This window comes from Streptomyces sp. B6B3 (genome assembly GCF_039871525.1).
In the GTDB taxonomy this organism is placed as follows: Bacteria; Actinomycetota; Actinomycetes; order Streptomycetales; family Streptomycetaceae; genus Streptomyces.
In genome coordinates this window covers 288659-306252 of sequence record NZ_JBDPLU010000003.1, presented here as the reverse complement: position 1 = coordinate 306252, position 17594 = coordinate 288659, and the positions used below count along the sequence as shown (strand labels likewise).

General features: G+C 67.2%; 15 protein-coding genes and 1 pseudogene. 9 read left to right on the top strand and 7 right to left on the bottom strand.

What is annotated here, in order from left to right; genetic code table 11:
- Window positions 1-154: 154 nt before the first annotated feature.
- Window positions 155-2653 carry an NACHT domain-containing protein gene (locus tag ABGB06_RS09060; protein ID WP_347587106.1) on the top strand — a complete coding sequence of 833 codons (2499 nt, stop codon included), beginning with the start codon at window positions 155-157 and terminating at the stop codon, window positions 2651-2653.
- Between the two features lie 201 nt (window positions 2654-2854).
- Here ABGB06_RS09060 and ABGB06_RS09055 read toward each other — a convergent pair whose 3' ends face one another.
- A complete protein-coding gene (locus ABGB06_RS09055) occupies window positions 2855-3847 on the bottom strand; it encodes a hypothetical protein (RefSeq protein ID WP_347587104.1) in 993 nt (330 codons plus the stop codon).
- Window positions 3848-4571: 724 nt separating this feature from the next.
- On the opposite strand from ABGB06_RS09055, the gene ABGB06_RS09050 reads away from it, so the two are divergent.
- On the top strand, window positions 4572-6224 hold the full coding sequence (locus ABGB06_RS09050; protein WP_347587102.1) for a pentapeptide repeat-containing protein: 1653 nt from the start codon (window positions 4572-4574) through the stop codon (window positions 6222-6224).
- Here ABGB06_RS09050 and ABGB06_RS09045 read toward each other — a convergent pair whose 3' ends face one another.
- Window positions 6225-6596 carry a hypothetical protein gene (locus ABGB06_RS09045; protein WP_347587100.1) on the bottom strand — a complete coding sequence of 124 codons (372 nt, stop codon included), beginning with the start codon at window positions 6594-6596 and terminating at the stop codon, window positions 6225-6227.
- Between the two features lie 1229 nt (window positions 6597-7825).
- On the opposite strand from ABGB06_RS09045, the gene ABGB06_RS09040 reads away from it, so the two are divergent.
- Window positions 7826-9739 (top strand): FKBP-type peptidyl-prolyl cis-trans isomerase, encoded by a 1914-nt coding sequence (locus tag ABGB06_RS09040; RefSeq protein WP_347587098.1) that lies wholly within the window; start codon window positions 7826-7828, stop codon window positions 9737-9739.
- 459 nt (window positions 9740-10198) lie between these two features.
- Window positions 10199-10531, top strand: coding sequence for an Lsr2 family protein (locus ABGB06_RS09035; protein ID WP_347587096.1), 333 nt, complete (start codon window positions 10199-10201; stop codon window positions 10529-10531).
- A 560-nt stretch (window positions 10532-11091) separates the two neighbouring features.
- Here the strand turns inward: ABGB06_RS09035 and ABGB06_RS09030 are convergent.
- Window positions 11092-12387 (bottom strand): GNAT family N-acetyltransferase, encoded by a 1296-nt coding sequence (locus ABGB06_RS09030; RefSeq protein WP_347587094.1) that lies wholly within the window; start codon window positions 12385-12387, stop codon window positions 11092-11094.
- A gap of 125 nt (window positions 12388-12512) precedes the next feature.
- Complete coding sequence (locus tag ABGB06_RS09025) at window positions 12513-12689, bottom strand: hypothetical protein (RefSeq protein ID WP_347587092.1); 177 nt, start codon at window positions 12687-12689, stop codon at window positions 12513-12515.
- A gap of 186 nt (window positions 12690-12875) precedes the next feature.
- Here ABGB06_RS09025 and ABGB06_RS09020 point away from each other — a divergent pair.
- From ABGB06_RS09020 to ABGB06_RS09005, 4 genes and pseudogenes are all read left to right on the top strand, one after another.
- Window positions 12876-13364, top strand: a pseudogene (locus ABGB06_RS09020) (phosphotransferase); the annotation flags it as partial.
- Between the two features lie 70 nt (window positions 13365-13434).
- Window positions 13435-13563, top strand: a complete 129-nt coding sequence (locus tag ABGB06_RS09015; RefSeq protein ID WP_347587562.1) for a hypothetical protein — start codon at window positions 13435-13437, stop codon at window positions 13561-13563.
- 18 nt (window positions 13564-13581) lie between these two features.
- On the top strand, window positions 13582-13944 hold the full coding sequence (locus ABGB06_RS09010; protein WP_347587091.1) for a hypothetical protein: 363 nt from the start codon (window positions 13582-13584) through the stop codon (window positions 13942-13944).
- A gap of 374 nt (window positions 13945-14318) precedes the next feature.
- Window positions 14319-14444, top strand: a complete 126-nt coding sequence (locus ABGB06_RS09005) for a hypothetical protein (protein ID WP_347587089.1) — start codon at window positions 14319-14321, stop codon at window positions 14442-14444.
- Here ABGB06_RS09005 and ABGB06_RS09000 read toward each other — a convergent pair.
- Complete coding sequence (locus ABGB06_RS09000; protein ID WP_347587087.1) at window positions 14431-15180, bottom strand: class I SAM-dependent methyltransferase; 750 nt, start codon at window positions 15178-15180, stop codon at window positions 14431-14433. The two genes, ABGB06_RS09005 and ABGB06_RS09000, sit on opposite strands and share 14 nt — an antisense overlap.
- A 246-nt stretch (window positions 15181-15426) precedes the next feature.
- Between ABGB06_RS09000 and ABGB06_RS08995 the strand changes: the two genes are divergently transcribed.
- Window positions 15427-15924: a winged helix-turn-helix domain-containing protein gene (locus ABGB06_RS08995; RefSeq protein ID WP_347587085.1), complete on the top strand. Its 498-nt coding sequence runs from the start codon at window positions 15427-15429 to the stop codon at window positions 15922-15924.
- A 257-nt stretch (window positions 15925-16181) separates the two neighbouring features.
- Here ABGB06_RS08995 and ABGB06_RS08990 read toward each other — a convergent pair whose 3' ends face one another.
- Entirely contained in the window at window positions 16182-16745 is a 564-nt protein-coding gene (locus ABGB06_RS08990; protein ID WP_347587083.1) for a dihydrofolate reductase family protein, read from the bottom strand.
- Window positions 16746-17203: 458 nt separating this feature from the next.
- Window positions 17204-17572, bottom strand: coding sequence for a YciI family protein (locus ABGB06_RS08985; RefSeq protein ID WP_347587081.1), 369 nt, complete (start codon window positions 17570-17572; stop codon window positions 17204-17206).
- Window positions 17573-17594: the final 22 nt, after the last annotated feature.

Sequence of the window (17594 nt, the reverse complement as noted above, 5' to 3'; positions counted from 1 at the left end):
CGGTCGGACATGACGGGCCTCCTGAAGGTGTAGGAACTGCTCCTGAGGGGAGCGCAGTTCGACCATCTCGCTGCGGCTCCGCACCCGGAACAGGTTGGATGTTGTCGCGCGGACAACACCGGGTTGTTCCGGGACTAACCAGAAGGCGGGCCGAGTGGGTGAGTTGCCGGAGCCGCGTCGTGCGGGTCGGCCATGGGCTGCACTGCGCGGTGCCAGTCAAGAGCTGAACGAGATCGCCACGGCGCTCCGCGCCTGGCTGGACGAAGCCGGAATCACCGTTGCGGTACTGCACGGTCGGCTGACCCCCGACCATTTTCCGGACAGTGCCGTCCCTGCCCAGCGCAAGCTGTACGACTTCTGCGGGGGCAAAGATCTCACCTGGGCGTTCATCGAGGCCGTAGCCGATGTCTGCACCCCGGACGACGCCCCCGCCCAACGGCAGAAGTTAGAGCAGGTCAGGCCCCTGTGGGAGGCCGCCCGTGTAAACCCGACCCCCGTGGGACAGGAGGCGGGTGGAGCCGGCCGAGAACTGCTTGAGGCCAAGGACCGGGTCATCGCGGCGTATCAGCAGATCGATCGCCTGCGGCAGGCACAGGCGGATAGCGATCAAGCCCGGGTACGGGCCGAGCACCTCGTGACGCTGCTGCTGAGCATGCTGGGACAGCTCTTCACGAAGATTGGTGACCTCACTCGGGACCGGAACCGGCTCCTCGCCGAACTCGGCCCGGATGCCGCTGCGCTCACCGCTGTCGAAGACCGGCTGCGGGAAGCCAAGGGGCACCGCGCCTCTACCCAGGAGGCCCTGCGCCGTGCGGAACACGAGCGGGACGAGGCGCTGCGCGTGGCGGATGAGGCCCGCCGTGTGGCCCGCCGGCTCCAGGACGAGCTCGACCGGGTGCGAGCCGGGCGCAACGGACCCAATGGCACGTCGGCCGTGGCCAGCGAGGAGCCGGACGGGCTCGACACCACCGGCATCCCGGCCGCACCCGACCCGGACGAGATGTTCATGCACGACTACGCCGAAGCTTTGCACAAGGCCCAGGCCGTGTTGGACACCGGCAGCCATGCCCTCCAGGCGGCCGAGGAACGCATCGCGGAAGCCAGCGCCGATCTGCCACCAAACCCCGGGAATGTCATCCCCGGCACGGCGTTGTCCCGTACAACCCCGCACAACCCTCTGACCAGCGAAGAAGCCAAGTTCGAGGACCGCTACCGCGCGTACCTGACCCAGCGCCACGGGGAGCTGACGATTTTCGGTATGGACTTCGGAGACCGTCGCCACGCCCGTTGGTCCCTAGACCTGAGCTACCTCAGCCTGGAAGTGACCGGCGCCGCGAAAGGACCGGCGGAACGGGTGGAACAGGCCCTCGCCGGGCGGCAGCGCACGGTGGTGATGGGAGACGCGGGCTCCGGCAAGACCACACTTCTGCAGTGGTTGGCGATCAACACCGCGCGGCGATCGCTGCCAAGCCTGCTTGAGCACCTGAACGGCAACGTGCCGTTCGTCTTGCCGCTGCGCCACCTGGCGTCCCACAGCTCCTTTCCCCGCCCGGAGGACCTGCTCGCCGCAGTCGACTGTCCCCTGGCCGGTGCGCAGCCCGAGGGATGGGCTCTTCGGGTGTTCAAGCATGGACGTGCGCTGGTGTTGGTGGACGGCGTCGACGAGATTGCCCCCGAGCAACGCACCCTGACGCGGCGGTGGCTGGAGGAGACGCTGGCGGCCCATCCCCGCAGCAGCTACGTGGTGACCACACGCAGGTCCGCCGTCCCATTGGACTGGCTGGATAGCGTCGGTTTCCGCCACCTTGTGCTGCGGCCGATGAGCGCGCAGGACGCCACGAGCTCCATCGCCTTGTGGCATGCTGCCGCCCGCTCGGAGGCGGACGAGCACGAGCGTCAGGCCCTGGTCAGTCTGGAGAAGTCCGTTCTCGACGCAGTGAGGCATGACCAGAACCTGGCAGCTCTGGCCACCACGCCCCTGCTCTGCTCCATGATCTGTGCCGTGAACCGAGACCGCCGTGGCGTGCTGCCGCACGAGGTGATGAGCCTGTACGAGGCAGCCCTGTCCATGCTGCTCGTGCGGCGGGATACCGAGCGCCATATCCACGCCGTGGAGGGGATCCGGATCGCCCAGCAGGAGAGCGTGCAGTTACTCCAAACGCTGGCGTACTGGATGCTTCGCAACAACCGCAACGAGACCAGCGCCGCCACTGCTGCGCGGCTCCTGCAGCCCGTTCTGGTGGCCATGCCGGCCCTCTCCGGCCGCAGTGATTCTCGACAGGTCCTGCAGCACTTGCTCATCCGGAGCGGACTTCTGCGGGAACCTGCTGTCGACCGGTTGGAGTTCATCCACCGCCCCTTCCAGGACTACCTGGGCGCCCGAGCCGCGGTGGAGGCTGCAGACTTCGGACTGCTCGGTGCCATGGCTACCCAGGACTATTGGGAGAACGTGATCAGAATGGCCATCGGTCATGCTCGGCCCCGCGAACGTGCCGAGTTGCTGAGGACCATCGTGAACCGAGGCGACCACGAGGAATCCCACCGCGAACAATTGCACCGGCTGGCATTCACTTGCCTGAAGTACGCCACCGAACTCGATCCCGATGTCCTAAGCTTGGTCCGCCAACGCGCCCCAGACCAGGATCATCAGTAACAGCCTTCGCAGTGACGAGCAGGCGCAGAGTAACACCGGCCGGTTGGGCAGGTATCGGCCGTCTAAACGACGGTGGCAGTTTTTGTGACACGCTATCCTAGTCACCGCGAGGTTGGAAAAAGCTCAATATCTCAACTGATAGCACGAAAGTGTCGGCGATGGCAGAGGAAAAGAACCTCGCGACACGCCAGGGTAGAAGGGTTAGGATTCGTCGCCGTGGGGATAGAGAATATTGCGCGCGGCGGCGCCGAGGTCCAGGACCTTTTGGGCGGCATCCTCGGATATGCTGTGGTAATTCTGCATTGGAGTGACCGCGCCAGAAGTGGCAGCATAGACAAAAATCTCGTTCGCCTCGTCGGCTGTGACCCTGGCCCTTTCCTGTCCTCCATCGATGACATGACTTAAATCTTCAACCAGGAGAGCGGCGGCTAATCTATATGCTCCGATATCGGAGCGAATCTGTTCGATGATTCGAGTGGAGGGGCGACCCACTGCCGATGGAGAACCCAGAGTTGCCATTGTCCAGGCTCTGCCATGAGCAAGGACTTCTTCTTGATTCCATGGTTGGACACTGCCGTCGTGCGGGCGCCATGCGGAATGCGTGGGGAAGTCAGGAAGAATGGCTTCGTCCCCTGGTCCAATAAGTACCCGAAATGCCCACCGGTTTGTGGTAGCGCGCCATCGAGGTTCCACCATGCTTAAGGAGCGCCGGACGCGCTGCAAAGATCTTACTAGATTTTGGCCGCCTTCAGTGGAAAGGAGACGCTGCCAGACCATGCGAAGAGGCTCTGTCCGCTCGTAGTCGTGAAGAGCATCGCCCGCAACGTTCCACACGTCCCAAGCAGCTTCGATGACCTCATCGGGGCCTTCCAGATTCACGAGACCACAGGCCACCTCGACTTTGTCACGGGCAAGTCGCGCAGCTGCGGCGTCAGGACTTTCCTGAGTGAGCAGCTGCGCCAATTCGTGCGCAGCGCTTAGGCATGATGCGTACGCGGCCCGACGGGCGGCTTGGAACTGGGCCTGTTGAGTCGCCTCTACTTGCACTCTGATGCCGTCAAGTGCCGCCTCGGCCGCGGCCTCAGCCGTCGACTTTGTCGCGCTAGCCTGCATGTGCGCAGCGATGAGAGCTCCGCCAGCGCCGATACCGACACCGAGGAGGCCGATCAGGGCGGTGAAGTGATCCGAAGTCATATCCCCTGAGTACTGATCATCATCTGGTGACCTTGCCGATCCGCGCCCGCCGAACGTCGTGATCCCAAGCAGCCTTCTCCATGAGACTAGCCGGTGAGTCGAATAGCAAGTTGATCGAAGCCGACGGCATACGGGGCGCAACCCTTTCCATTGCCAACCCCGGGCAGCGTGCATTGTCAACGGAGCGTTCCGATAACCTCGTACGCGCCGCCCGGACGACGCTCATCAGTGCACCGGCGTCCTCATGCTGCGGATATTCAAAATCCTCACGCGGTCGATGTTGCCTGCTCGTAGTTCAATCATACCCACACGAGGGACTGGAGGGGGGTGATGACTGAATTGCGTAGCCGCGGGTACAGGCCGCGTGTGACTTGGTGCCGAGGGAGGGGGCAGTCGTGTGGGAGCGCGGCCACCGGGTTGCCGTGCTGGTGCACGTGAGCCTCGCAGAGCGCCACGCGGAATGGACGCTGGCATCAACGCGATGCGCGGCCGTACAGGCGTGGTGGCGTCGGCAGCCAGCGCGGCCTCGCCGAGTCTGCACGTGTCTGGAGCCCGTCGACAGGGACACCTCAGGGTCAAGCCGCATCTGTTGATGGGTAGTCGGCTTGGCACAAGCCGCTCGAAGCTCCCTGGAGGTGCTTGTCGGTGGACGGCGGTGGACATCCAATGGACGGACACCTTCGGACGTGCGGGAAGGGGCATCACAGAGCGAGATGCCGAATCTGTGCTGACCAGCGGAAACGGTATAAGACGGCACGGCCTGACAGCTTCTAGCGTAATCGACGCTGGACTGCACCACACCAGAACGCTGGTTCTCACCGGGTTCCTGAAGGTGCAGGAAAAACGGCGCGGCGCGCGGCGCCCGAGAGATCTCGTATCTGGCGACGCGCAAGAGTTGGCACATCGAACGCCCGCGCTGGACCGGTCGATGCTCGACGCGTTCCTGGAGGAACTCGACCTCGCCTCCGCGGCCGAGGCCGAGGGCACCAGGATGGTGCTGCGCCTGCCACCGTCGCACGTGGAGGAGTTTCGAAGTGCCGGAGTGGCCGAGGGTTTCGAGGCTGGACGATCCCGAGCAGCCGATCCCACCAACGTGGCCGAGCAGGAAGAGAAGGTGCTCGGCGCATGCTGGCGCCTCGGACCGGTCGATCAACGATACGGTTTCGGTAACGGATTCAGAGAACGGCGACGCTGCTGGAGCAGGCGACGCTGGAATGTCCGTATGAGTGCTCACCGTCGACTGCCGTTACGTTCCCGACCCGCTCGTCTTCCCCGGCCCCGCGCAGCCCTGACGAGAAGGTCCGCCGGCAACCAGCGCACCACGCCCAGCCCGCCCGACGGTGCGCCGGCCAGTGGAGACCAGCCGAGTTCGGGCCTGGGCTGGGCCCGCCGCGTGGAACTGGGCTCGGTTCTCCTGGCGTCCCTGGCCGCTGTCGTCGGCCTGTGGTACTCAAACAACCAGATCCGCGAAGAGCTCGCCCTCAACCGCGAACAACTACGCACGGCCCAAGAAGGACAGGTCACCGCCCAGGAAGGGTTAATCACTGATCGGTACACCGCCGCCGTGACCAACCTCGGTGACGAGTCCATCAGCGTTCGCCTGGGTGGCGTTTATGCCCTGCAACTCCTCATGCAGGACGCACCCCAGAACCAGCCCATCATCACCGACATCCTTGCCGCCTACGTTCGCACCGCACCCCATCCGAGTGGAGAGGCGCCGATCGGCGAAGATGTGCAGGCCGCGCTCACTGCCCTGCACAATCGAGACCGCCAACACGACCGTGACGGAGGTTTCGCACTCAATCTCTCCGACACGTATTTGTCCGGTGTCCAGCTGGACCACAAGAATTTGACTGGCATCACGTTCCAGGGTGCGGACCTGACTCGTGCCTCGATGCACCATACGGATCTGACTGACGTCTGGCTGGATGATGCTGACCTGACCGGTGCCATGCTGGAAGGCGCGAAGCTGAGCGCCTCCCTCGAAGGCGCGGACCTGACTGACGCGTCGCTGGACGGTGCAGACCTGACCGACGTCTGGATGCCGGACGCCGACCTGGTCCGTGCCACGCTTAACAGCGCAGACCTGACCGGTGCCATGCTGGATGGTGCGGACCTGACCGGCGCCGTACTGGACGGTGCGGATCTGACGGGCGCGTGGCTGATTGGTGCGGACCTGACCGGTGCCGTGCTGGCCCGCGCCGACCTGACCGACGCCGTACTGACGAATGCGGACCTGACCGATGCGAGGGTAGAGCTTGACCAGTTGGTCACGGCCTATATCACGCAGGACACGATTCTCCCTGCTGAGTTCGCGGAGGACCCATCGATCCAGAGCCGGATTGCAGAGGTCGAAGCGATGCTCCAGCAGCCGTGATCACGATGCCGATCGTGCACGTTCGGGCGTGCGCCGTGGGCGGCGGGTGTGAGCTCCGCGCCGGCGGTGGGCCTGGCAATCCGGCCGATCATGGCCGGTCGTAATAGAGAGCCTGAGCGGTGCGCCAGTGGCCCCCTCCTCCTGCCCGATCTCCTCCCCAGTCCGGGGCTCCTGCCGGACCTGCAGCAGATACAGGCCCTCTCTGTCGTCGTGGTAGTCGCTGTGGTAGGCCATGCCGACCGCGTGCAGGGCGCGCCAGAACGCGTCCATCCTGGCGGCGTTCTCCGAGGCGTGCACGTTGATCACGATGGTGGTGTTCTCGGAGTCGACCGTGACTCCCCACACGCCCTCCGGCTTCGGTAGAGCGGCCACGTCCTCCCGGACCAGGTCGAAGGCGCAGCCGCTCTGCGCCTGGTCAGCAGATTTATCTGTGCCAGGAGGCGCCCACGTTGCTTGGGGCTGCTCGCGGTGCGGTTACGCCGGTGATCGTAGATTGTGTCCCCTCCCGCCACCCGGCGGAAGTGGCCTTGCTTCAGCCCCGAGGGAGGTGCGTCGACGCCATCGCGTTGTCGGCTCGGCACAACGGCCCGAAGCCGCCGCGACGTGCCAATCGGTGGACAGCGTTGGACAGCCGGTGGACGGACGCCTTTGGACGGTGCGGCGAGGGGCGAGACCGTTCCGGATGCAGCGCCTTGGCTGACCAGGAAATACAGCACTAGACGGCACTGACTGATAGCCGCTGGCGTGGGCCACGGTGAACTTGTAATGCGTAGGTCGTCGGTTCGAATCCGACAGGCGGCTCCGCCCAGGCCCAGGCCAACACCCCGCTGACCTGGGCCTTCGCCATTCCGGCGGGGTGCCGCATCCCGATTGTCGGCCGGCAGCGACGTGACGAGACGGTCGTCAGTGGCCAACCAGTGTCCAAGCGTGCATGAGGCGTGCAGGGAGGCGGCCAGTGGCGTGGTGGGAGGGCACGGACGCCGTTGTCGGAACCGAACAAAACGGCGTCGGGGGGATGCAACCTGAACGGTGGCGGGGTGGCGGCCGCTACGCGCGGCCCGTGGCGAGGTCGAGGTGACCGCCCGCACCCGTCTCCCTCGCCCTGCGAGTCCGTGTAAGTCACCGCGAGGGCTGGCTGCGAGGGGAGGCCGGCGGGTGGGGGAGGCGTGGCCATCGGCCGGCCGTGGGGTGGTTGGCGTCCTGCCAGCCGGGCGCGGGGACTGCGCCGCCCGTGGGGGCCGACCGGGGGTGTCGGGTACAGGTGGCGCGCACCCCGCTTCGCGGGGCCTGCCGGCGGCGCCCGCGCCGTGGCCATCCGCACCACCGCCGGAGGCACCTGGAACGCGGCCGGGCTCGAAGAGCAGCGCGGGTCTCAGGCCCTCCGCTCCGCGCCTGCCTCAAGGCCGTGTTGAGGCCGAAGTACGCGGCTTGGCGGGCGCCGGGAGGCCGTTTCGCGTTGGCCTACCAGGCGTGGCGTCGCACTCGCCGCCTAGCCCCCACGGTGCGGATCGAACACAACGGCGTCGAGCTGTCTGTGCACGACGCCGATGTCGAGACCGTCGCCCGCATCACGCGTGCGCTCACTCAGGAGTAGCCGCGTGTTGTTCCCCGCCGCCGACCGGTCGCGGGCCGTCCTCATCGGTGTCAGCGACCATTCGCGCCTCAACGATCTGCCTGCCGTACGCAACAACCTGGAATCTCTCTCCGGCGTGTTGACCTCTCCCATGTCCTGGGGGCTGCCGGAGGAACACTGCGTAGTCGTCTCCAATCCGCGGCTCAACGCAGAGGTGGTCGGACCTGTCGCTGAAGCCGCCCGCCAGGCGTCCGATACGCTCCTCGTCTACTTCGCAGGACACGGCTTCCGCGATCCCGATAGAGGCGAACTGTGCCTGGCGCTGGTCGATTCCTGGTCGGGCGCTGGTTACACGGCGGTTTACTACGACTGGCTGCGCACCGAGCTGCGCCATGCCAACGCCCGGCGGCGGATCGTTCTCCTTGACTGCTGCTTCGCCGCCAGTGCCTTTCCTGCCATGACAGACCCCGGGACGAGCCTGGCCGACCAGGCCGTCATCGAGGGCACCTACCTCATCGCGTCGGCCGGGCCCAACCAGCTCGCCCTCTCGCACGACGGACACGGGCACACCGTCTTCACCGGCGCACTCGTGCGGGTGCTGCGTCAGGGCATCCACGGTGGCCCGGACATCTTGGACCTGGACACCATCTTCCGCCACCTTGACGTGGAATTGCGCGCCGCGTCCCATCCGCAGCCGCACCGGCGTGTCTTCAACTCGCCAGGACGTCTAGCACTGGCTCGCAACGCTGCCGTGCCCGTGCCCGTGCCCGGAGCACCCGAACAGGAGCCGCCGGGGGAGGACAACTACCACGAGGGAGCGGCTGACGAGCGCCGACCGCCGCGGGATCCCGCTGACCGGCGGAATCCTAGGGTGTCCCGTGTCATAGGAGGACGACGCCTTGTCCTCAGCGTTGTCGGCGCAATGGTCGCCGTGGCCATCCTCGCTGCTCTCCTCCTTTTCAACAGCCTTCAGGGCGACGCTGCTGGTGGTGTCACGTCCGGTGCCAGCACCGGCGGCGCCGAAGACGACGACGGGTCCTCCGACTCCGCCTCCTCGGGGCCCGTGGTGGCCTCCGTCTCGGGGGAGCCCGGCGAGAAGCCGGAGATCAACATCGATGCGGACGCTAATGTCGGCGAGGAGAGGGCCTCCGAGGTCCTGGAGGCGGGCTACGGCACTCGGGTGGCTGAGGGTGACTTCCTGCGCTTGGACATCCTGGCCCGGTTCACCCAGGACGCGGCTGAACTGCTCAACACCTGGGACCCCTCACAGGACGACGACATGGGGGAAGGCCTTCGGCAGCAGATCGTCAGTCAGGCCGGTGTCGAGTCGTACCTGCCGGCCTCGGTCACCGAGCCGCTGATCGGTCAGGCCGTCGGCAGCCGCGTCCAGATCGAGGGCCGGGCTGTCGATTTCTTCGGCGAGTCCGCCGCCCAGCAGTACCAGATGGCCGGGGACGAGGGCGTGGTCTGGGTCATCGACGTCGTCGGCGCCATCAGCGTGGACGCCGAGGCCGAGGCCGAGGGCGAGCAGGCCGCCGTCGAGGAGGGCATGCCAGAGGTCGAGGCCGGCGACCAGGAGCCCGCCACGATCACCATCCCCGAGGACCAGGATCCGCCGGAGGAGCTGAAGCAGCAGGTTCTGATCGAGGGCGACGGTGCCGAGGTCTCGGCCGGGCAGGCGCTGGCCGTGCAGTACACCGGCGTCACTTGGGCCGACGGGGAGAGGTTCGACTCCTCCTGGGATCGGGACACCGCCTCCGCCTTCCAGATCGGCACCGGATCGGTGGTGGAGGGCTGGGACGAGGGCCTGGTCGGCAGGCACGTCGGTGACCGGGTGCTGTTGGTGGTGCCGCCCGACATGGCCTACGGCGAGGAGGGCGTCGAGGGCATCCCCGGCGACTCGACCCTGGTGTTCGTCGTGGACATCATCGGCGCCGCCTGACAGTGAGGATGTTGATGAACGGCTTCCCGACAGGGTCCGACCCAGGGCTTTTGAGAAGTGATCTTGTGTCCGGGTTCGTCAGGCGAGTCCGAGGGCCGGGGCCGTTGGTGGTGTCGGCCGGTTCGGCGGAGGGCGGTGGCCGGCCAGAACCTCGGCCGCCTTCTCTCGTGCGATCCGCAACCGCTCCAATCTCTCCCGAGCTTCCTCAGCCGCGCAGACAGCTCGGCAAGCTCGCCCTGAAGACCCTCCAGGCGAGCGACCAGGCCACGGTCGACGACCCGCACGCCGCACCACCGTCCGCGCCGCCGTCTCTCCTGCAACTGCCGACCACAGCAGACTGGTTGAGGCCATCGCCAACGCACAGGAGCTTCATCCTCTGCCGCGCCCGAGTCCCCCCAACTGCCCTGCGCACCCGGTGCGATTGGGAATGGCTCACTGAGGAGCCCATATACTCCCGTCATGGCTCAGAAAGTTGTCACCATCTATACCGATGACCTTACCGGCGAAGAATCGAGCGAGGTGGGGACTCACACGTTCTGCGTCGATGGAGTTTTCTACGAGATCGACCTGATTCCGGACAGTTTCGACAAGCTGATGGACGCGCTGAGGCCCTTCATGGAGAGTGGCCGGAAGATGGGGCGGAAGAAGTCTGGAGGAGCTCGGCGGCCAGCACCGGCCTCGGATGTTGACACCGCCGCCATCCGGTCGTGGGCGAAGGAGAACGGCTTCGAAGTCAATGACCGCGGCCGGGTGCCGGCCAACGTTCGGGAAGCGTACGACCAGGCCCACTGAGTGGATACGGAAGGTGCCCTGCCCGCCACCTCATGTGAAGGGCCAGTAGCGCTCGTTCCGCCATCTGGAGACGGCTCCAAGCCCTCCATTACGCCAAAGGCCCTAAGAACCATCCGGCAAACGGCCAAGCCTCTGCCAAGCGGCTGGCAGAACAGACCGGTCGACCAACTCCCGGGGAACACCGTTCGGGTTCTGTGGGCTGTCCCGTTAGAGGACTTGCCGGGACAGCGGGAAACGTGTGCTCCGAGGCGGCAGCTCGATCTCGGCTTGGTCCGTCCTCGTCGCCCCGATGCCACACGGTGGGCCCCCGATGGCGAGGCATGCCCAGTGTCAGCGACGCAGGGCTGGCGCCAGCTGCCCAACATCGCGACCATGGACTGGTGTTATGAATCGGGTGATGGGGCGTGCAAACCGCACGACCCACGCATAGTTCGACCAGTCCCCGCTCTGACATGGGCAGAACGTCCGACGCGAGAAGATCCTTATCGCCCTACAACAGTGCAAAGATCGAAAGAATCACCTGAGGCTGTCGGCCTCACCTGCTGTCGCGCTCCGCCTTGTCAGAAGGCAAACGAGTTGTGCGGTTCCGGGTCGGTCCGGAACATTCGGCCGACCTGTCCGATCGCGCCGTCGGTGTGCGGAGTGATGTGGCCCGCGTACGCCAGGTGGTGCGCCGACATGCCACCGAAGTAGAGCGAGCTGAGCGCTGAGAGTGTGATGGTCAGGTCTGCCGTCTCGTCGGTCGGAACACACGTCACCACGGGGTCGTCCGCTCTCAGCTGCCATGTCCTGTTGTTCGCCGGGCACATCTGGTCGTCGTCGATGGTGAACCTCAGTTCTCCGGGCGTGAGGTACGAGCGTTGCGTCAGGGCTCGGGGGACGTCGAGAAGGCGCGCCCAGAGGTTGTCCGTCTGGCGAGTGACGCGCATCGCCCGCGGGTTCGTGAGCATCCACCGCAGGGGTTCGTCGCGCGGACGACCGGGCGCCACGACGGTCCTGGTGAGGTCGAAGTCGATCAGCAGTCCCCACAACGCGCGGTAGGCCACCTCGTTCGTCGCCTCCAGGGCTTCCACCACGAGCGTTCCCGCACGGTCCGTGGTCGGGGACCACGGCAGTCGGAAGTTGGCGATGCCGTCCACATCGCCGTGCTGGTCGCGGTGGGCGAGATAACGCAGTGGTCCGTTCGTGCCGTCTGCTTCGTCGGACAGCCCGTCCCAGCGCCCGGGGCGAGGGCTGAGCTCCCCGACGCGGTGTGCACGCACGTCCGCATGCACCCGGGGCCAGACCTGCTTCGCCCGCGCGGCGTCGACCAGTTCCAGCGACCCGGGATCGGGCTCTGCCGGAAGGAGGGCCGCTTCGTGCCGGGCCAGCTCCCACCGGGTGCGGTAGGTCGCGGGCGAGTAGCCGAACCGTCCGTAGATGCTGCCCTCGCTCGCGCTGAGCATCGCCAACGGCTCGCCTCGCTCCAGGGCCGCCTCGAACATGACCTGCATCATCCGCCGCAGGTAACCGCGCCGGCGATGCGTCGCGATCACCCCGGTAGCGGTGACGCCGGCCATCCTCCCCGTTCCCCCACCGGGGACCGTCACCTCGAAGGAGATGGTCGCCGATGCGCCGACACACCTGCCGTCGACGAACGTCGCGATCGGGTGGAAGGACTCGTCCTCGATGTCGGCTGCCGCCCACTTCTCGAGCTGCTCCGCGCTCGCGGGCGTGCGCTGTGGAGGCCACGGCTCGGGGCCACCATGCCACGCGGCGTCCGCGGGCTCCCACATCGGCAACCCGTTCGCGAACGGCAGTGCACGGTAGTACGCAGCCATCTCGTCTCGTCGCGGCGGGCGGATCTCAGTCACCATGCCGGACATTGCATCCACCACCCTCACCGGCGAGCAACCGAATATCTGCTCAGGGCTTGTTCTTCAGCGGGATGGGCCCGGGCGGGGGAAGCACGATGCGGAGCGGTTAGGCCTTAAAGAACAAGCTAAGTAACTGCATTGGCGCAGGTCAGAGCTTGCACGATAGTTGGTGTGACCGCCGCCTTGGTGGTATCCGCGTGTGCCTTGATCCCCAGGCGCATGGCGCCCGCAACGTAGAAATCAGCGCCATTGTCGATGGCGAAGATTTCGCACGCCTGGAGATCACCTTTGATGTCTTCCAACGACGTCCCTGAGCTGTCCCGTATCCCCGAACGCACAGATCCGGGGATCGCACGCTCGGTCTTGGCCGACGCCAACAACGCGCATGGCACCTCCTACCACCTGGGGGAGCCGATGAGCGCAGGCTGCCAAGCGGGCACCTGGCTCGTTCGTGACACCGGAAACGAGAACGAACTCGCCGTCTTCAAGTGGTATCCCAACCGCGCTTCCGCGCCGCAGTTCCTGCGCGCGGCGCGGGCTGTCGAGCGCGCCAGAGCAGCTGGCTACCCCACTCCGGCCTGGCTCGCCGTCGGAGTCGCGGAGTCCGGTTCCCCTACTACATCCAGGAACACGTTCGCGGGTCTTCGGCTCGGCGGCTCACCTCGAGGTCGCCGAACGGCTCCTGCCCGTGCTGGAGCGCCAGCGTGGCCTCGACATCGATCCCGAGCACTGCTGGTCGCGGTACGCACGCAACCGGTTGGCTGGCGAATGGGACCACGCGCGACAGGCCGTGGCCGGTTCAGGGGGCGAGGGAACGCCGATTCGTCGAGGCCATCGACGCGCTCGTCGCATCGTTCGGGCAGGCTGAGCTGCCGAGCGACGACCTCGTTCACGGCGACTTCCGACTGGACAACGTCCTGCTTCGTTCCGGACGAGTGGCCGCGGTTATCGACATCGAAGCACTCGGCAGCGGGACCCGTGCGTTCGACTCCGCCCAACCCGGAACGGTTCAATCCTCTCTGGCCTCGGTTCTCCGTAGAGGAGCTGTTGGCCGCCAAGGACATTCAGCCCATCCGCTCTCTGGAGGACCTGAGGGCCGACACCTTCGAGTCGGACGAGGAACTGGATGAGTTCCTTGCCTTCCTCCGCGCCGAGCGCCGACGCGACGTCGCCTGATCCGTCGGACCGTCTTCCATGCAGCCCGTCGTTCTCGACACCGACGTCGCCTCGCTCATCCACAAGGGAAAGCTTCCTGGTTCGCTGGCCGCTCGCCTTGTCGGGCGAAGGCCGCTGATCACGTTCGTCACCTTCGGTGGGCTCACTCAATGGACCGAGCTCCGCGCGTGGGGCGGGCGCCGCCGCCAGGAGCTTGCCGACTGGCTCTCCGGCATGCCGGTCCTGCCCGCTGACGACGCCGTTGCCAGCACCTGGGGCAAGCTGGCCGCCGCCGCGACGCTGGTGCCGACGAAGGAAGTGGCCGGCCGTGCCGCGGTGGCGGGTGGCGGGCTGTGCTGGTCGACCAGGCGCACTGGGCCGCGGGCTGGCTCCAGCAGCTGACCGGACGCCGCCCGCAGCCAGCGGCGGCCGACGAACTCTTCCGGCTGGGGGAAGTCATCGCCGACTGTTCGCAAAGGGCCGCTGAGGCCGTGGCCGCGAACCGGGCGAACGGCCATCCGGCCCACGACGACCGCGATCACCCGAAGCCTCACCCGGGCAGTGCTGTCCATGACCGGCCATGAGGTGTTCGCCACCTGCGCCCCTACCGCGAGCGGCGGGTGCCCGTGGTCCCGGACGGCAAGGGCCGCTGCGGGCGGCTTGACGTGGTGATCTGGCTGCCCGGCGGTCCGGGCATGGTGGTGGATGATTGACTCCACCCCGCACCGGACTCCGCGCAGCAACTCCCCTTCGCCCGGGACGCCGGTGCCTACCCGTTGTGGGTCCGCCTCGGAAAGGGCCGCATCGAGAAGATCGACGGCGTCACGGTCCTCGACACCGGCGACACCGGCGACACCGGCGACACCGGCCCGCGCCTGCGGGTGGAGGTCATGCCTTCGTGAGGACGAAGAACAGGAAGCACAGGAACTTGCCCGACTCCTTCCGCTCGAAGACCTCGGGGAACCGTTCGCGGGCGCCGGGTCCCGGGGCCGGTTCGCTGATGACGTCGATCCGGAAGCCGGCCGCGGTGAACGCGTCGGTGATCGCGTGCAGCGGCCGGTCCCAGAAGGTCATCAGGTGCTTGGTGCCGCCGAGTTCCCACCACTGGGAGGTGGAGCGGGTCGCGAAGTAGTCGGTTCCGGGCGGTGCGGTCATATGCTGGACGAAGGGGTGGTGGACGGACCCGATGAGGCGGCCGCCGGGCTTCAGCACGCGCCGCAGTTCGGCCAGGGCCGTCGTCCAGTCCTCCAGGTAGTGCAGGACCAGGGAGGCGACGACGTCGTCGAACCCGGCGTCGGCGAAGGGCAGCGGGCCGCCCAGTTCGGCGCGTTCCAGCACCACGCCGTCGCCGAGCCGCCGCCTGGCCAGCTCCAGCATCCCGGCGCTGGAGTCGAAGCCGGCGACGACGGCGCCCCGCTCGCGCAGGTCTGCGGCCACGGGGCCGGCGCCGCAGCCGGCGTCGAGGATGCGGCGGCCCGCCACGTCGCCGGCCAGGTCCACTATCGCGGGGCGCGCATAGTAGGCGTTGAGGAGGCTGGTCTCGTTCCCGGCCGCGTACGCCTCGGCGAAACTGTCGTAGTCGTTCACCCTCTCCCCGGGCCCTGGAGGAGCCTCGACGGGACTGACCCAGGACGCCATCTGCCGGTTCGGTGGAACTTCCGCCTGTTCTGCGGGGCTCTCGGGAGCGGCGGTCCCGCCGGTCGTTCCTGGACGCTTCGGCATGGTCGACCTCGTTCGTTCGGGCCACGGTGGGCGTGGCGGGAGATCCACGGATCCCCTGGCTCTAAGGGGCACAGCGGTACCCTGGACGAGTGATTGAGTTTTGTCAATCACTCGCGGTTCGGCCCTTCAACGGGCTGGCCGCTCTTCAGTAGGCTGCCGGTCATGACCGAACGCCGGCCAGCGACCGACGCGGAGGCGAAGGCGCTCGCCTCCGCCCTCCGCCTGCGCATCCTGCGCATCTGCCTGCGGGAGCCGCGCACGAACAAGGAGATCGCGGCGACTCTCGGCCGAGACCCGGCCAGCGTGCTGCACCACACCAGAACGCTGGTCCGCACCGGGTTCCTGGAGGCACAGGAGGAACGGCGCGGCGCGCGCGGCGCACGAGAGATCCCGTATCTGGCGACGCGCAAGAGCTGGCACGTCGAAACGCCCGCGCTGGACCGGTCGATGCTCGACGCGTTCCTGGAGGAACTCGCCCTCGTCCCCGCGGCCGAGGCCGAGGGCATCAGGATGGCGCTGCGCCTGCCACCGCCGCAGATGGAGGAGTTCCGCACCCGACTCAAGGACCTGTTGGACGAGTTCGCCGCCCGCCCGGACGACCCAGCCGCGCCCGCCTGGTCGCTCTTCATGGTGATGCACTCCGACCCGAACCGGCCCTGACGACGGCGTCCGGCAGCTACTCTCCGCCCCTGCGGTGCTGTAGAGCGAGCGGTGTATCCCGACCATGGAGGATGCGCCTGTGACCAGTGAGAACGCCAACGAGACCGGCCCCGCCGCCGAGGCCGCTGAGGCTCAGCCGACGGCCGGGGTGGAACAGCGGTTGATCGACCGGCCCGTCGTCCGTGCCCAGGCCGAAGGGCTGCCGGCTGCCTGGGGAGGGCGCCAAACGCCCAGTTCACAGGCCGGTGCGACCTGCTTCAGCGCACGGGGTGGAAGCGCACGCTGAGTACCGCGTTCGGGTCGCCGTCGTGTTCGCGGGTGAGGCGCACCGGCGCGCCGCCGGGGTTGTCGAACAGGCGGATGCCGTCGCCGAGCAGGACCAGCGCGATGTGCAGGTCGATCTCGTCGATCAGGCCGCGTGCGAGCAGCTGTGCCCCGATCTTGGCCGACTGCACCTCGACGTTCTTTCCGTCCGCGGCGTCCAGCGCGATCCGTACGGCCTCGGCGACGTCGCAGGACAGGAAGGTGATGTCGTCGGCCGGCGCGGCGTCCTCGGGGTGGTGGGTGAGGATGAAGACTCGGCCCTGCCAGGAGTCGCTGTAGGGGCGGGCGTCGGGAAGCACGTCATAGCTGTCCCGGCCGCTGAGTACGGCGCCGCAGGTCGTACCGTATTCCTCCTCCAGGCCCGGTCGCCCGGAGACCCCGGACAGCCAGTCGAACGAGTGGTTCGGCCCGGCGATGAAGCCGTCGAGCGACATCGCGAAGTGCCAGAGCACCTTGCCGGCGGCGGTCTGCGGTCGTGGGTGAGGTGTCGTGGTCATACATACTCGCCTTCATCCATGCCGGAGGCGCCCGCCGCCGGTGAGTCGGAGAGGACGCGCCCCGGCGCAGGCTCACCAGTTACGAGGGCCGGTGGCCGCGGTGTCGGTAAGGGCTGAGCCGCGCTCGATGCTGACGGCGGCGTCCGCGCGCTCACCGGTACCGGTGAAGCCGAGCGGTCGATCCCCGGCGCCCAGCGCCCGCGGGGGCGGGGAGCTGGGTCGCTCCGCGGTCGCCGACGGAAAGCCGATGTGTTGGCGCGGGGCCTATACCGATCCGCGCCAACACATAAGGCTCGAAGACTTGCCATTCAACCCTGCGGTGCTTCCTGCGGTGCGCGGACCTCGACACGACCACCGAGCGCCTTTGATGCTCGCCTGGTCCACTCTCGATCGCCTCGTCACCCCAGAAGCCGCCCAGTATTCCTTGGCTTCAGGGCCTAACCCGGCCGGGCGGACGGTCAGGCAGCGGGTTCCTCCTGGAGGGCACGGACCTCGACCCTGCTGCGCAGCGCACGCGAGGCCTGCTTGGTCCATTCGATCGCGACGTCGTCGTTCTCGGCCTCGATGATCCAGAAGCCGCCGAGGTACTCCTTGGCCTCGACGAACGGGCCCGGGGTGAGGACGGGGCTGTCACCGGAGTAGTCCACCGTGGTCGCGCTCGACGGTGGCTGCAGGCCTCCAGCCGTCACGAACGAGCCCGCCTCCTCAAGGGCGGTGTTGAACGCACCGACCGCGGCTATGACCTCCTGCAGCTCCGCGGGGTCCATGTCCTCCATGGTCGGCTCCTCGGCGGAGTCGTGCGGGAGGCTCAGGAAGTACTTCGTCATGGTCATCTCCTCGTCGTACGGC